The sequence below is a fragment of the Bradyrhizobium sp. LVM 105 genome (genome assembly GCF_003957705.1).
In the GTDB taxonomy this organism is placed as follows: Bacteria; Pseudomonadota; Alphaproteobacteria; order Rhizobiales; family Xanthobacteraceae; genus Bradyrhizobium; species Bradyrhizobium frederickii.
On sequence record NZ_QZMV01000041.1, the window covers coordinates 1 to 15866 of the forward strand.

Annotated in this window: 10 protein-coding genes; 1 reads left to right on the forward strand and 9 read right to left on the reverse strand. The window is 58.9% G+C overall.

All coding sequences use genetic code 11. From position 1 onward, the window contains the following. Positions 1-190 precede the first annotated feature (190 nt). The 8 genes from D6B98_RS38360 to D6B98_RS38395 all read right to left on the reverse strand — a co-directional run bounded on the left by D6B98_RS38360 (position 191) and on the right by D6B98_RS38395 (position 13410). Positions 191-1291: a polysaccharide pyruvyl transferase family protein gene (locus D6B98_RS38360; RefSeq protein WP_126262091.1), complete on the reverse strand. Its 1101-nt coding sequence runs from the start codon at positions 1289-1291 to the stop codon at positions 191-193. A gap of 118 nt (positions 1292-1409) precedes the next feature. Beyond that, on the reverse strand, positions 1410-1865 hold the full coding sequence (locus D6B98_RS38365; protein WP_235884937.1) for a hypothetical protein: 456 nt from the start codon (positions 1863-1865) through the stop codon (positions 1410-1412). A 27-nt stretch (positions 1866-1892) separates the two neighbouring features. Further along, on the reverse strand, positions 1893-5855 hold the full coding sequence (locus D6B98_RS38370) for a glycoside hydrolase family 99-like domain-containing protein (RefSeq protein WP_235884938.1): 3963 nt from the start codon (positions 5853-5855) through the stop codon (positions 1893-1895). A gap of 44 nt (positions 5856-5899) precedes the next feature. After that, a complete protein-coding gene (locus D6B98_RS38375; RefSeq protein ID WP_126262092.1) occupies positions 5900-7969 on the reverse strand; it encodes a tetratricopeptide repeat protein in 2070 nt (689 codons plus the stop codon). Further along, entirely contained in the window at positions 7966-9309 is a 1344-nt protein-coding gene (locus D6B98_RS38380) for an HlyD family type I secretion periplasmic adaptor subunit (protein WP_126262093.1), read from the reverse strand. The genes D6B98_RS38375 and D6B98_RS38380 overlap by 4 nt, the downstream gene beginning before the upstream one ends. Next, on the reverse strand, positions 9299-11533 hold the full coding sequence (locus D6B98_RS38385; protein WP_126262094.1) for a peptidase domain-containing ABC transporter: 2235 nt from the start codon (positions 11531-11533) through the stop codon (positions 9299-9301). Before D6B98_RS38385 ends, D6B98_RS38380 begins: the two co-directional genes overlap by 11 nt. A gap of 130 nt (positions 11534-11663) precedes the next feature. Next, positions 11664-12281 (reverse strand): class I SAM-dependent methyltransferase, encoded by a 618-nt coding sequence (locus tag D6B98_RS38390; protein WP_126262095.1) that lies wholly within the window; start codon positions 12279-12281, stop codon positions 11664-11666. Between the two features lie 175 nt (positions 12282-12456). Further along, positions 12457-13410, reverse strand: a complete 954-nt coding sequence (locus D6B98_RS38395; protein ID WP_126262096.1) for a calcium-binding protein — start codon at positions 13408-13410, stop codon at positions 12457-12459. 1068 nt (positions 13411-14478) lie between these two features. Between D6B98_RS38395 and D6B98_RS42095 the strand changes: the two genes are divergently transcribed. Beyond that, positions 14479-14838 (forward strand): transposase, encoded by a 360-nt coding sequence (locus D6B98_RS42095; RefSeq protein ID WP_126262097.1) that lies wholly within the window; start codon positions 14479-14481, stop codon positions 14836-14838. Between the two features lie 441 nt (positions 14839-15279). Here the strand turns inward: D6B98_RS42095 and D6B98_RS38410 are convergent, their stop codons facing one another. Continuing rightward, positions 15280-15789 carry an IS110 family RNA-guided transposase gene (locus D6B98_RS38410; RefSeq protein ID WP_502699965.1) on the reverse strand — a complete coding sequence of 170 codons (510 nt, stop codon included), beginning with the start codon at positions 15787-15789 and terminating at the stop codon, positions 15280-15282. Positions 15790-15866: the final 77 nt, after the last annotated feature.

The following is a 15866-nucleotide window of genomic DNA, read 5'->3' on the forward strand; positions in this document are numbered from 1 at the left end:
CGCCGGCTACAACTTCCGGCGCCTCCTCCGCTGGCTGCAGCTCTTGTTGCGCCAAATCCTCGTCCAGCTCATCCTCCAACTTCAGCTCGTTCCGAACTGAAGTTCAGGTTCTTCACGGACGACCAGTTCACGGTCAATCCGGACGCGCTTACATGCTCCGCTGCAGTCCGGGGATCTGAGCTAGAGACGGTCAGTTCTTGACGATGAGTTTGTTAGCCGAGAGAAATCGCGTGTATGCTGGATAGAGCCCTTGATAGCGTCGCGCGAGACTGCCGAGCCCGACACGACTATAGAGTTGCGCCACATCAATTTTATCAAGATCAACGATGGAGACGAATGGCATACCCAGGAACCGACACATATCCTCCGTCCTTGTATCGTGACAGATGACAAGAGCAGGAACGCCGCGTTGTAGAGCGGCCATGCAGCCGTGAAAGCGACTCCCGAACACGAAATCGTAGTTCTGAACGGTATCGAGCCAGTCATCCACATCGAAGAAGACCCGCACATGATCGGCCGCCCACTTCCGCACGTCGGCCTCGGGGGCGACGTTCGCCAAGAACGTTGCAATTTCCTTTAACGCTTCTTCAGAATTCCGAGCCTGCTTGTCTGCCAGACTGATTTCGGCCTGCTCGCTTTGAGCAACGAAATCCGCATTCCAGGAAAGTCCCGTACCGTAGATTTCGCGCACGAGCCGAAGCATCCGTTCCTTGTCGAATGAATGAGCGACGACGTCTCGCGACGCGTTGATGGAAAGGCGCCTGACTTCTTCGAACGGCCGCTGGGGGAAGTTCATGCCGTGAGGTCCTCCCATGTAGTAAGAAGGGCAGCCGGTCACAGTCACATTGTGTACACCTCGAAGCGCGAGAACTTCTTGCGTGTGGGGGCCGCGAACGCCGATGCTGACGGCACGTTCGGCAACAACCTTCACGAACCGCTCGGTGCCAGGCATCAAGTTTATGTTCGGATCGTAGTTGTTTGATTGAGCTCCGAGACCAACTACCGCCACCGGCAAGTCGGCGCGCTCGATGTATTGCGCCATGCCGCCAAAATCGAATGTTGGAAATAGAAAGTTGGCCGCCGCAACGACAATCATGTCGAAGCGCTCATGCACCGCCCGGGGATCGATACTGTGATCCCACGAGAGGCCGTCGTAGACGATACGATCAAGTAATCCGCGCGCAATCAACTGGTTCCCGGTATTACCTCCGGTCTTCGCCAATTTTGATATTGGATCTTCGCCAACTTGCGCAGAAAAGCTCGGCGTTGCTCCAAGCAGAAAAATTTTCACTGTGCTCCTCCGGAGGCGATATCGATCCTAGACCAAAATGTAGCGCGTTTATTGCTATTGATCACCATCATCCAAATAACTTTGCGGCCACAACAAGGATCGTCACCGCATCTTCATCCTACCTTCCCTTGATCGCTGATTTCCATTGCGCCGCCTCCCCCTCATAGTCAGCCGCAGGCGATCGCCCTTCGCCGCCACCAATTGATAGAAAGTGCGCTTCCGCTGATTTCACCCGACCATCCCTTACGGCTGCCGCGACGTCGGGGTATTTGCCGAGATACCATTCGGCATCCACGGCCGGCCCTCCTCCACGGCGGCCCTCAAAGTAGCCGAAGCCTATGTAGTGCATGTGTGCACTCTCGATCTCCCTACGAGAAACGGCTTTTGCGACGTCGGGATTCTCCCGCAAATAGCTGTCCTCGTCGAACTCGGCAGCGGCTATGGCGATCTGTAACAACAGCTTGAGCAAGCCTGCCGGCACTTTGACTTGGCCGGAACCATCCAAAGCGGACTTGTCGAGGTTTAACGCGCTCATCAACGATTCAGCAGAAGGTACAAACATCAAATCACCCAAAAACGCCCCTAGTTGCAGTAACCGCGATCACCTCTCGGCCGCAGTGCGCGTGGCAGCTCTTGCTGTCCGCTTCGGCTTCTCAGCGTCGGCGGCTGTCGCCAGCAATTGGGCCGACACTTCCTGGAGATAGACCGCCTGGGCTCCCAGTTCCCGCTCTCCAAAGCGGATCCGCTCTCGCGTCAGACGGTGTATGGTGTCGATCTCTTCGATGTGCCTTTGCACTTTCAACGAATGGGTGACGCTCGCCGCATGGCGGCGGTGAACGTTGAGGGGATCCGCGACATAGGCGATTTTCGCGCCCGGCATCTCAAGGGTCTCGAGATAGAGCAGCCAATCGCCAGCCATCCGGAACTCCTTAAGACGGTCACGGCAGGCATTGAGCGCGCGCAACAGCGCCTCTCGGCGCCACAGGACCGAGCTGACATTCAGAATCGTATTCCGAACGCCGAGGTAGCGGGCCACGAAGTCGCGACCATCGAACACCTCGGTCCGCGACAATGCGCCTGGCTCGATTGTAGCGTAATAAGGCTTGTAGCTCGCATAGAGATGGGCTCCATCGGCATCAATGGATTTGGAGTCGGTGAAGCCGAATGTGATGTCGGGGTCACCGCTCATCAATGCGAGCAGACTGGAGATGAAGGTCGGCTCCGAGAGATCGTCGGCCTCGGCGATCCAAAGGAACTCCCCCTTCGCCATCTCGGCAGCCTTGGCCCATTGCGCGAACACCGAGCCGGAATTCTGTTCGTTGATGACGAGCGTGAGATCGCGCTGGCGCTGATCCGCAAGCTTCACGATAACGGAAATGCTGCCATCGGACGAGCAGTCGTCGAGCACGATGACCTCCTCGACCGGATGGTTCTGGTCGAAAATGGTGTAAAGCCGCTCCGGCAGGCAGTGCACGTAGTTGTAGTTCGGCACTGCAACCGACACGGTGGGTAGCGACGGAATTGCAAGCCGCAAGAGATCGCGGACATAGTCCGCGAAAGCGAACTTGGTCTGAATGATTTCGGTCATGCGAGTACGCTCGGCGTCCGATGGCGTCCGGCGCAGAACGTTCTCCACAGCCTGCGCCATCGCTGGCACATCGCAATAGGGCACTACGCGGCCGACATTCTCCTTGAGAAGGAGCCCGGGGATGCCGCCAGAGTCCTGGAACGCAACGACGGGCACGCCGACGCTGAGCGCCTCTAGCGCCACCGTCGGGAACGGATCCTCGCGCGAGGTCAGCGCGTAAACGTCGGAGGCTGAATAGAGCGCCTGCATGTCCGAACGATAGCCGGCGAGATGAAAATGGCCCGTGGCCTCAGCTCGCTTGATCTCCGGTCCGAGCCATTGCAGGAGACCGGGATCGACGCCGCCCGCCCAGCAAAAATGGACATCTGCATTGCGTCGTCGAACCAGATTCCAGACTTGCAAAAACAGGTCAAAGCCCTTGCGCAGATCGGCGTAGCCGACGCTGAGCACCATCTTATCGGCAGCCGAAATGCCAAATTCGGTGCGAACGAGCCCGGCTTCCGTCGGAGCCGGTTCGATCTGCTTGTAACTGCCTTGCGCGCGAATGACGAAACGCTCATCGGTCCCATCAAGCCCAAGCGCTTCGATGAGCTTGTCGCGCACGAAATCCGAGGCGAACACCACACGATGCGCGCTCCCAATCGCCGCGCGCGCGACCTCTTCCAGGTGCTTCTCGTGCAGGATCCGCGGCAATTCGTGGACCAGGGAAACGGTCCGAAAGCCCATTTCGACGAGGAATTTTGCGGCGCGCCCGCTCGCGGCCGTGTTGGCGATGGCCGCTGTAAAGCCCTTTTCCCGGAACTGTCGTAGGGTCGCAGGGATCTCGGAAGCCTGCTTGAGTACGGTGAGCGGCGCGACCGCGGCGTATTCGGCTTCCATCGCTCCGCCCTGAAGCAGGAGAAAGTCGATCTCGATATTGAAGGCGCTGCGCAGCGTCTTGCCGATGTTCAGCAAGAGATGCTGCGCGCCGCTGGGAAACGCATCATGTCCGACCAGCAGAATCTTGGGCACTGACAGATCGCGGGTCAGACCAGTGGCCGCGCGCGCGGTGGCGTTCAGGTAAGCCGAACCGAAATGGAGATCGGGCTCGAGATACGCGCCCTCGCACCATTCGTTCCAGGCATTGATACAGACGAACGATTCGCCAAAAAAGGTATGGGTCTGCGCCTGCTCGACCAGCGCTGACAACCACGCCTCGTATTTCTGCGGGGTCGAGCCCTGGATCACGAGGCCCGAGCCTTGCCGGCGCGCATCGTTGTCCCAACTCGGCACCACCGTCTTGATCAGCGGAAAATTCGGACGCGGCTCATCAAGCGAATATTTGGCGACGTCGTCGTAGCTGTAGATTTGCCCCGCATAGGTATCGTCCAGGATCTTGGCTTCGGAGTTCACCAGCGGCACATATTTGGTAAGCTTGTGCGGCGGAAATTCGATCGCGCCGTCCATGCCGTTCGCAGTTGGATCGTAATCATCAAAACTCTGGCTCATGATGATGATCGGATCTTCGTTGAATCTCTTCGCGAAGATCGCGCGCCAGCGCGCGATGACGTTTGCCGTGTCCGGAATGAGGCGCGGCCGATAAATCATCAGGAGCGGACGGCCCTGGACACGGATGTAGCGTTTGTCCTTGAAGTGCCGATTGAAGTCCGACAACAGGCGCTCGTCATCGTCGGACAGGTAGTCCTGCGAAATCAGGACCTCGCCCTCCATGCCGTCCCACCGCCGTGTCCAGTTTTCGTTGGCCCACATCAAGCAGAACGGCATGTTGATATCGCGCGTCTTCAGGAATTGCTCCAGCGGCTTTTCCAGGAGGCGCTTGCCGTTGAACCAGTAGTAGTAATAGACGAAGCCGTGGATGCCCGCCGCCTTGGCGAACTTCGCCTGCTTGCGCATAGTTTCGACGTCGGCGAGAGAGTAGAAACCGAGGTCGCGCGGAAGCCGCGGCTGGTAGTGATCCTTAAACCGAGGTATGCCGCGCGCAATGTTCGTCCATTCGGTGAAGCCGGTGCCCCACCATTTATCGTTCTCAGGGAAAGCGTGAAACTGCGTCAGATGGTAGGCCAGCACCTTGGCGCGCGGCTTTGCGCCGGCCGGCAATGGACGCAGTTCCTCGAACAGCGGGCTCGGACGGGTGAACCGCTTAATCTCGGCTGGAATGGTGGCTTCGTTCTCCGGAGGTGACGGATAGATGCCATCCTCGTGGCGATGCTCGAGATAGTGCAGAAGTGGATTCTGGTCCGTCTTACCCTTGAAATAGCGCTGAATGTAGAACTTGGTGTCGAACTCCGCCGACGGGTTGCGACCTTCCTTGTAGCCATGAAAGATGAAGTGCTCGAACGGATCGACGCCGGCCGCTGCCACGTCCTGATAGGTCTGACGATAATATTGCGCGTCAAATTCTGGGATCGGGCTGAACGGGCCGAGGCGGTTCTTCAGATAGTGCGCGAGCGGGCTCTCGCCTTCCGGAATGCCGTACTTCTCCCGATACCAGGCCGGCTGAAAATAGGGACTTGGCCGCCGCCCATCGCGCTCGCCGACCGTCGCATAGTGCAGGAACGGATGCGCATTCGCGTCCTGCACATCGGGATAGGTTGTGACGTACCAGATCGGGTCGAAGATCGGATTTGGCTTACGACCTTCCCTGTAGCCATAGAGGAAGAAATGCTCGAACGGATCGGCGCCGACCGCGATCACGTCCGGATAACTCGCGGCGTAGAAATCCTCGTCGAACAGACCGAGGCCCTTGAGGGTGCGCGCGGCATCTGGAAGGTCGGCGGCCGGCGCTGGCTGCTCGACTTCGCGCGGCGGCTCCGTCTGTCTGCTCGCCGGTCCCTCGGCGGCGACCTCCTTCGCAGAACTGTTTAGTTTTGTGGCGCCCGGCTCTGACCTGGATTGCAGCCTTGCGGCGGCGCTGCGCCTCGCCCGAGGTTCTCTTTGACCGGCGTCGCGCGCGAGCTTCGAAAGGAAATCAGCCATTGTTACTCACTCATGCATTGGGCGCTTCGTTCCGCACTGGCAGACTAGCGCAAAGCTTCTGTCTCCAGTGTAAAAGTCCCGTCGCTTGTCGCGCCGATCGACTGGAGGCGCCGCACGGCGCCTTCATTGCGTTGCCGAGCCGCGTATTGGTACCAATTGACCGCTGCGTCGCGATCTTGCGCGGTGCCTCGGCCCGACATCAACGCGTCGCCCAGCGCAACCTGCGCTTCCGCCATGCCTCGCTCGGCGGCCCTCTGAAACCATTCCGTCGCCGTCGTCACGTCAGCCTCGCGCCCCTGTCCCCTCCCGAGCATCACGGCGAGGTTGTACTGCGCGACCGTATGTCCCTGCTCCGCAGCGGCTTCGTACCAGTTCACACCCTCTGCAAGATCCAGGCCCACTCCGTAGCCCGTGCAGTACATGACGGCCAGTTCGAATTGCGCCGCTGCATGCCCCGCGCGCGCCGCCTTGGTCATCCACGATGATGCTGCCTGCGCATTCCCCACGCCGCTCTTCGAATCCAGATGGAGAAGTCCCAGCATGTACTGCGCCTCGACATGGCCGGCATCCGCCGCCCGCGTGAGCCATGGGGTGGCGCCTAGCATATCGGCGGTCCCGCCGAACTTACCCATCTTCAGCGCGCCCAGTTGAAACGCCGCCGGGGGATGACCGGCCTCGGCGGCCTCTCCCAACAAAGAGTGCGCGCGTGCAACGTCATCATCGGACGCATTCTGATGAAGCAGGAAGAGCGCATAGGCGGTCTTGGCGTCAGGATCTCCGCTACCGGCGGCCCTGCTCAACCATTCCGACGCCATTTCCTGATCTTTTGGAACGCCCGCACCGGTCGAATAGAGCTTGCCGAGTTGCACCTGTGCGGCGCTGATGCCGCCATCTGCGGCACGTTCGAACCATTTGATCGCGGCCTCCACGTTGCGCTGAACGCCGGAGCCGTTGAGATAGAAGATCGCAACGTTGAATGCCGCAGTGGCATGGCCATTTTCGGCCGCGCGCTCGAACCATTTCGCGGCCTGACGAATGTTGGGCGAGACACCGACACCAGTCGCATAGAACCGGCCGACGAAGAATTGCGCCCGCACATCGCCCCGCTCGGCGGCCTTCTCGTACCAAACGGCCGCCTCCCGCAAATCGGGCTCGGCAACGGCTCCGTTCGAATAGAATTCCGCGAGTGCCTGAATTGCCGGAAGGTAATCCTTCCGCGCCGCCTTGCGCAGCGCGGTCTCGGCGCGATCGAGGTCTTTGGCGACGCCCTTGCCGCTGAGCCGTAACAGACCGATGTTGTAGAGTGCGATCGGATCATCATGCGTGGCCGCACTCTGGAACAGGCGAGCAGCCTCAGTCGGGTTCTCGGGCAAGCCCATACCCTTCAACGTCATGAATGCGAGCCCAATCTGCGCCCTCACGTGATCCTGCGCGGCGGCCTTGCCATACCAGATCGCAGCCTGCGCGAAATCGACGAGTACGCCGCGTCCCTGATAATAGACATCGCCGAGCGCGAACTCAGCCGGAGCAAATTTCTGATTAGCCGCCGCCTGATACCACCGAAGTGCAGCAGCGAAGTCCTTCGTGCACCCCTGCCCTTCGCTGTAGAGATTGCCCAGGATGGTCTGAGCATCCGCTTTGCCGGCTTCGGCCGCGGCTGATATCCAGCGAAACGCGGCGCAAATATCCTTAACGACACTGGTCCCGTGCGGGAATATCAGGTGATGCACATTCGACGCGGTATCGCCCAATCGCGCGGCGGAGGATTGACGCCAGATCTCCGGCCTATTCGGTCCGAGGCTGGCGTTGACTCCGTACAGATAGATCAGGCCGAGTTGATATTGCGCCTCGGCGTGACCTCGCTGTGCCGCCCGTTCGTACCACACCGCCGCGTCCGGAATGCTGCCCGCCACTCCCAGGTTCTTGGCGTAGAGCATGCCGATCCGATAGTCCGCTTCCGCGTTGCCGTTTTGCGAGGCACGCTTCCAGAGCTTAAGTGCCTCCAGATAGTGACCGCGCTCGAACGCTGCCTCTGCGGGACCAAGCCGCCTTTCGTCAGATCTGTGAGACGCGGGGCGAAGCCATTGGAGGAGCGATCGGGTCAATGCCGTCATGGCTCACGCATGGCCTCCCGGATGCCCTTCAGCATTCCGCCAAGCAGATACATTCCGACCGCACGCGTGCCGACATGGACGTCTCCCGCAAGCGTCATGCCGGGAATCAGGCGGAAGTTTTTCGGAACATCCTTGAAGTTGGTCGAGTCCACCGAGCACCGCGCCTTGTAGTAGGCCTCGATAGGCTTTCCATCGTCGTCGGTGGTGAAGGCGCCCTCGCTGATCCAGCGCACTTTGCCGTCGGCTGTACCATGCTCCGCGGCATTGAACGCATCAATCCGCATCGTGCACGGGTCTCCGGGCCGGATGAAACCGACATCGCGCGAGGCAATGCGAATTTCAGCCTCGAGCTTGGTATCGGTCGGCATCAGGGTAATGAAGGGATCGCCGGGCTTCAGCACCGACCCGACCGAGAGCCTTGCCATCGTCAACACGACTGAGTCTTCGGCGGCGGTCAATCGGACCAGATCCTGGTGCCTGAGCGCCTTCTCATAAGAGGCTCTCGCCTCGTCGAGCTTGTTGCGGGTCGTCACGAGATCCTGACTCAGTTGCGCAAACCATTGCTGCTTGAAGGCGTCACGGTCCGCGATTGACGCGGCGAGCGTATTCTGGGCTTCGATTAGACTGTTATGGGTATTCTCCAGGGTCCGCAGCAATTCAAGCCTTGTGTCCTGAGAGATAAACATATTGAGCTGCGAGCCCGTGCCGTGCTCGGCCAGCGTGGTTCGCATGGTCTCGATCTTCTGCAAGATCTCGTCACGCTGCCGATATCTCGCATCGTCCCCGCGAAGTTTCTCCATTGTCGCTTGGGTCTGCTTGATCTTCGAATCGAAACTATTGATCTGCGCGGTATATTGCGCTGTCCGCTGATCATAGAGCGCCTTCTGCAAGGCTGCGTATTTCTGGTAGTCCGGGTCTGTCTTGCTCGCAAAAACCAGCGGATGCTGGTTCAGCTCGGCTTCATCGCGCGCCACCTGAGTCTCGAGGCTAGCGATCTGCAACTTCGCCTGGGTCAGGTCCGCCGACGTAAAGGTCGCGTCCAGGGTTGCAATAAGCTGTCCCGGTTGGACCTGCTCGCCTTCCCGCACGTCAATCGTCTTAATGATCGATGGATCCAGCGCCTGAAGGACGCTGATCTGTCCCACCGGCACGATCCGCCCCCCAACGCTGGTGATGACGCGATCTATCCGCGTCAGAGCCAGAATGGCAACGATCGTGACCAGGAAGGCCGAGAGCACAAACAGCGTTGCTCGTGCGACCAGTGGCTCAGCCTCCTCTCGGATCGCATCCGTTTCCGATTGAAATTGGCGAACGGTCGCAAGCGCACCATCAGGAGACAAGCGTCGGACTCCCGGATCTTGAACGATCGTTGCGGGCTGCCGGCGCCAAATGCATGTTCTGCTGATACCACAGCGAGCTGTAGATATCGTTGCGCGCCATGAGCTCCTCATGCCGCCCGACATCGTCGACCACACCACGATTAAGCACGAGAATTGCGTCCGCCTTTGTCAGGGACGACAGGCGATGCGAGATGATGATCAGCGTCCGGCCATGCGCGATGCGCGTTATGTTGGCGTTCACGATCGCCTCGCTGTCGGCGTCCAGCGCGCTTGTCGCCTCATCGAGAATCAGGATCGGCGGGTTGACGATCAACGCACGCGCAATCGCAAGCCGCTGCCGCTGCCCTCCCGAGAGGTTCGGCGAACCTTCATAGATATGCGTCTCGTAGCCACGCGGCAGCTTGTCGATGAATTCTTCCGCGCCCGCCAGCCTCGCCGCCCTGACCACATCATCGAACGACGCGTCCGGCTTGGCCGCGGTGATGTTTTCGCGGATGGTCCCACTGAACAGAAAATTCTCCTGGAGCACCACACCCACGTTGCGACGGAGATGGTCGATGTCGTACTCGCGAACGTCGATGCCATCGATCTTGATCAATCCCTCATAGTCGGAATGCAGCCGCTGCAGCAGACGCGTAACCGTGGTCTTGCCGGATCCGCTCTTGCCCATCACGCCCAAAGTCGTCCCCACCGGAATTTCGAAGGAGATGTTGTTCAGCGTGGGCGATAGCGCTCCCTTGTATTTGAAGGTGACGCCGGAGAACTCCACCTTGCCCTCGAGCGGCGAACGCACACCATGGCCGGAACGTCCCTCTTCCGCCGGAAGGTTGACGAGATTGCCGACGATTGCAACCGCACTTCGCGCCTCGTCGTATTGATTGATGAGCTGTGCCATCTGCATCAGCGGACCCGAGACGCGCTGCGACAGCAGCAGGAATGAGAACAGCGCCCCGATATAGACCGGGTCGTTGCTTTCGAGCGCTAGATAGACTCCGAGCGCATAGGAGCCGCTGACGGCCAGCCGCTCCAGCGGACGCACCACCGACTGGATGGCGTTTCCAGTCATGCCTTCCACGAGCCGGGCCTTGGCAACGCGTGCGACCAGAACATCCCACATGTGGCGCTGCCGCGTATCGAGCGCGAGCGACTTGATCGTCCGGATGCCATTCAAGGTTTGAACCAAGAATGCGCCCTGCGCGCCCTCCGCGGCCAGCACGCCAGTAGACGCCTTGCGGTAATTCGGCAACATCAGGACGAGCCACGCGACGATCAATGCCGACAAGGCGAGAACCACGAACGTCATGACGGGGCTGAAGAAGAACATGACGGGCAGGAAAAACATCAGCGTCGTAGAGTCGAGAATGGTGCCGAACAATTGCCCCATCAGGAACGAGCGGATGCGAAAGACTTCGCGAATGTCGCGCGCGACGAGGCCGACGGCCGTCTGCTCGAAATAGTCGATGGGAAGATTGAGGACCTTTTCGAAGACGTAGGTCGACAATTTGACGTCCAGCCTGGTCGTCAAGCGATGGACAAGGAACTGTCTCAAGAACGAGAACGCCGCCTCGAAGGCTATGACCACCAACATCGCAACACAGAGCACATAGAACGTGTTGTACGCCTTGTAGAAGATCACCTTGTCCGACAACAAGCGCCAGAACATGATCGGCGCCAGGCCGAGAAGCCCGAGGATCACGGCGGCAATCGCGACATCGCGGACCATGCGGCGTTCGCGAAACAATAGCGCGGCTACGAGGCCGAAACTGAACGGCTGCGCTTCGTCAGATATCTCGTAGTTGCGTTTGATCAGGACGAGATCGCCGGACCAGATATCTTCAAATCGTGGCTGGTCGATCACGAGCAGCGCGTCTTCCGCGGCATTCGGATCCCTCAGCACGATGCGCGTATTGTGGGCATCTCCATCGACACGCAGGAGCACCATGTGGCTCCCATTGCGAAGCCGAACGATGACCGGGAGCGCCTTCTTCAGATGAGACAGTCCGCCCCAATCGAGCTTGACGCACTTCGCGCGTATGCCCGCTTTCTCCGCGCAGCGGACAAGCTGATGGAGTGTGACGTTCTCGTCCGGCAAAAGGTTGTCTTGAATGAGCTGTGAGGACGTGAGGTGCAGCCCGTACTGTCGTGCGACGATAATCAGGCACCCCAGTGCCGATGCGGGTGCTGCATCGGCGAGGTTCTGGTCATCGACACCGTGGACGGTCATGGAGGTCAAGCTACCTGCCATCTATGTTAATGCTTTCACGTTCCACTGTGAGCATAACAGTTAGCGGCACAAAAGCCAGCAGACTTATCGCCGAAATTGTGGGAAATGATTGGTCACACTCACAGATATGTCAGGACCGGGCTTCCTGAAAATTGAAGCCGGATTCTAACAAAGACCTCTGGATGGCCTCGCCGTCGGCCTCGGGCATCAGCGCGAGCGCACAAACCTCGAAATTTTGGGTGCTGACCGAAACGGTCGGAAACCCGGCCATCAGGAGGAGATTACCGAGTCGCTCGGCCGTAAATCCGGTGCGGTGGGCCATGTGGACGCGCCCCTCCTCGATCGCGCGCGAATGTCCATAAAGCATGTCCAGCGGGCTGATCGGCCCCGCCGGCGAATGATAGGCTATTGCGCCGATGCTACCATGCTGGACTATGAATTGAGCGACCGACTGCACATCCGGGCACATGATCAAGGCGAAACCATCAGGCTTAAGGATCTGGTGGAATTGCCGCAATGTAGGATATACCTCGTGGGCATACAGGTGCTCGAGCACGTGCGATGTCCACACCGCGTCGAAGGACTGAGGCTTGAACGCGCCACTCAACTCAAGGATCGAGCCGATCACATCTGGTTTGACGTTCGGGTCGATGTCGAACCGGGTCTCTTCCCAACCATGGTTGAGCATCATCCGGGCGATGCGCTGTGCCGGACCGGATCCTGAGCCCGCGTTGAGCAATTGCCTCATCGTGAGAGACTATAATCCGTGCCCGCACCGGGTGAGAGGGCCAGACGATAACATTGGCAAACCACAACACAGGCACCAGCGAAGGGACATCGTACATAACATGCGAAAGCGCTCAGCTCAAAGGCAAAGCCCCGCCATGAGCGGGGCTTTCTCAATGCAACTTGCGGGCGCCGGTTCAGAGCTTCGGCAGCTGCACGTCTCCATCGGTGAAGTGGAGATATTCGACGCCACTGACCACCACCGTCTGGCTACCCTCGAAGTGCAGCGTGTAGGATTTTGTCTTCTCGTCGACATCGACCTTGGTAACCTCAAAGGAGGAGCGATCGGCGAAATCCACGGTGTCCGAGCCCGCGCCGCCTATAATCGTATCATTTCCAGTGTGGGTCTGAAGATGGAATGTATCGTTGCCGTTTCCTCCCTGCAGCGTCGAGTTCGCTCCCGACTCGCCGTAGACCCAGAAGACGTCATTGCCGTCACCGCCCTCAAAGACATCGCCCTGGACGCCAATTAGCGTATCGTTGCCATCGCCACCAATAAGCGTGCTGCGGCCCGACGATAGATCTCGCAGAATGTCGTTGCCGCTGCCGCCTGCGAGCAGCTGAGCGCCGCTGCCCGCCTCAAGATAGTCGTTCCCGCTGCCGCCGTCCAAAGTGTCGTTGCCGCTGCCACCGTAGATACTGTCGTTGCCTCCACCGCCGAAAAGTGAGCTGTTACCGTGTCCGCCGCGGATCGCGTCGTTGCCGCTACCGCCATAGACCGTGTCGTTCCCAAAATCATACAGGTTTACGCTATCGGAACCTTTTCCCATAGCGATGAACACATCATTATGTCCGCCAATCACATCGAGCCTCTTGCCGCCGGCGTCATCGAAAATAATCGCCTTCAGGTTTGGCGTGGTCTCGACGGTGGTTGACTGCGCAATGTCGAGGATCTGAACGCCTGTTGGAACGGCCCCCGAGAACGGCCCAGACTGAAACGCAGCCTTCGAAGTATCGCCAGGATGATCGCTGTAGACTCCGCTACGTTCTAGCGAATCGATCAGTGCCGACCTGACGCTCGCCTCAATGTGATTTCCGTTTTGATGGAGAAATCGATCCAGTTCGGTTTTCGTCAGGTAAGATATAGCCATGGGACGCCCTCTCGGTTCTTGTTGGGGACGGACGAAGCGATGCTCCGATTATCTCGAAGAGCTTAACTTGAGAAGGACCATTCAGCCGCCACTCAGGATTGAGAAGATAACAAACCCGCTGTGAATGTTATTTGGAATGTTAAGGCTGTGAGCTGTGGGTGTCAAGGATGAAATAGATCCGACTTGCCATATTCATTTCACTTAGCCTCGCGAGTTTGGCGATCTGCTTGGCGGCTCCGGCTTCCGAGCCAACACTGCGGGTCCGGGAGGGATATTGCTATCCCCCCCAGGAAAGGCTGGGATCAGCCTCGGCTGCGCCCGATCAGGTCCGCCCCAGCACGAACCCCTCGTTGGACGTTGGACCGCTTCTGCAGTCGTTGCTCCGCGCCCAATGGTCGTTCTTGCTGCTGTGCAAGAATGGCCCCACGAGCTTCGCCGACGCCAGGTGGGCACGTGAAGAGGCGCGATCAGGTTGCGACGTGCTTGCCCCCGCAGAGGCATGGATGCCGGACAATCATGGCACGTGACGAAGTAAACTGGCTGCTCCGATTGAAGACTCTTGCGCGGCAACGACTTGCCAGCGATCCAGACCACTGAGATGGAACCAAGATCTCAAAATGTAACGCAAGGACGATTTCCTCCATTTGCTGCCCAAGCACACATTGCGATTGAGCTCCCCTCTCGCCGAGCTGCTTCAGCTCGATCATCAGCAGCCCCTCGGACTTCTTCTCCGTCTTCAGCTGATGGGCTACTTGGGCAATCCCGGCCTTCGGGAAGTCTTTGCCGGCAAACCCCGTTGCTGCCCAGTAGCGCCTCTGGAGCATCCGAAAATTTGAAGGCAGTCATCATGCTCTTCCCAGATAGGATCCACCAAGTTTGTTTCCGTTCAGACCGATGGCGTCAAAATGCTAGTAGATTCAGCGTTATTAAATCATGGTAGCCTTAACAAACGGTCGTTGTATCATCACTTGTAGGTTAGCAGACATTGTTTGTATGTTGTTTGACATAAGCCCGCCCTTCTGTTCAAGCTGGCGGCGAGTTACTTGGTCGGAATTCGCTCTAGTCCGAATGAAAAAACATTCTCGTCAAGAGATCAAACTGAAACTCGCTCGGGCGGATGAATTGGCCCGAGCAGGCAGCTCTCAGGTGGCCATCTGTAAGACGCTCGGCGTGAGCGTTATGACGCTCCATCGTTGGCGGAAACTGCCGCTCAGCGAGGACGTCAGGCAATCTTCGGTGGGACCTAACTCGGGCAGGAATCTGCCTCCTCCTCGTGCTAGCCTGGATGAAATGCGTCGTGCATTGGAAGAGCTTACGGTCGAGAACCGGCGTCTCCGCAAACTTGTCACGGATCTGATGCTTGAGAAGATGACACTTGAAGAGGCTTCGGCACCCAGCCTTGCTTCTGGCCGAGTACACGATCCTTGACCCGAGCTTGTTCATGTCTCGGTGCAAAAGTTGATGCGTGTGCAAAAAAAGCCCCCGTCCGGCGGATTTGGGGGAACTATCGGCTATGGGCTGCCGAGTTTTTGTAAGCGTCGTTCTCAGGCTGTCATTCGGGTGCAATATTGGCTCTGACTCATATGTGGAACGTATATGGACCCAGCCCGATTGCAACGACCGGCTTGATCAGGATCGACGGTCACAACTGCAGACGTATATCCGGCTTCTTGATGCGGCTGGACAACGTCTCCGCCGCGAGCCTCGATGGTTTTCGCCCGCTTCCACCTCAACCGCCCCGAGACATCGGCGCAAGCCGTGCCGGTCCACACATCAGGTTCGGGAAGCGACGGGGTGACCGTTTCGCCATCTCCTGCCATTTGTTGCAATTGCCGGGTGAGACCTCCTTTCCTTGATTGCCGCTTCGCTTCAGGCCGCCTTCACCGACAGCGCCGGCTCATAAGCTGCGTCGCCTGTGAGCATAGCCCACACGATCCGCGCATTCTTGTTGGCAAGAGCCACGGCCGCGACATTGGGATGGCGCCGTTGCCGGATTTTGCCGAGCCAGAGGCTTCGCGGATCCTGCTTGCCAGTGGCCCGGCTTAAAGCGGCGCGAGCTCCGTGAATCATCAGCGTCCGCAGGTATCGATCGCCGCGTTTGCTGATGCCGAACAAGCGGGACCGCCCTCCACTGGATCGCTGCTTCGGCACCAGGCCAAGCCAAGCCGCGAACTGGCGGCCGTTCTTGAAACAGCTTCTATCGCCCACGGCGGCGATCAAGGCTGTTGCCGTCACAGGTCCGACGCCTTCGATTTTGCCGAGCCGCTGGCACTGCTCATTCGTACGGAAGATTTCCCTTATCCGCCGGTCATAGGCTGCAACGCGGGTATCAAGCTCGGACAACTCCTCTTGCAATTCCCTCATGAGCGCTCGGAGCATTGAGCTGGCCCCGGTTGTCTGAACAGAATATCCGCGTCGATAAGTGGAGCCTCTGCCGGGGTTAGGCTGCCGTGCGG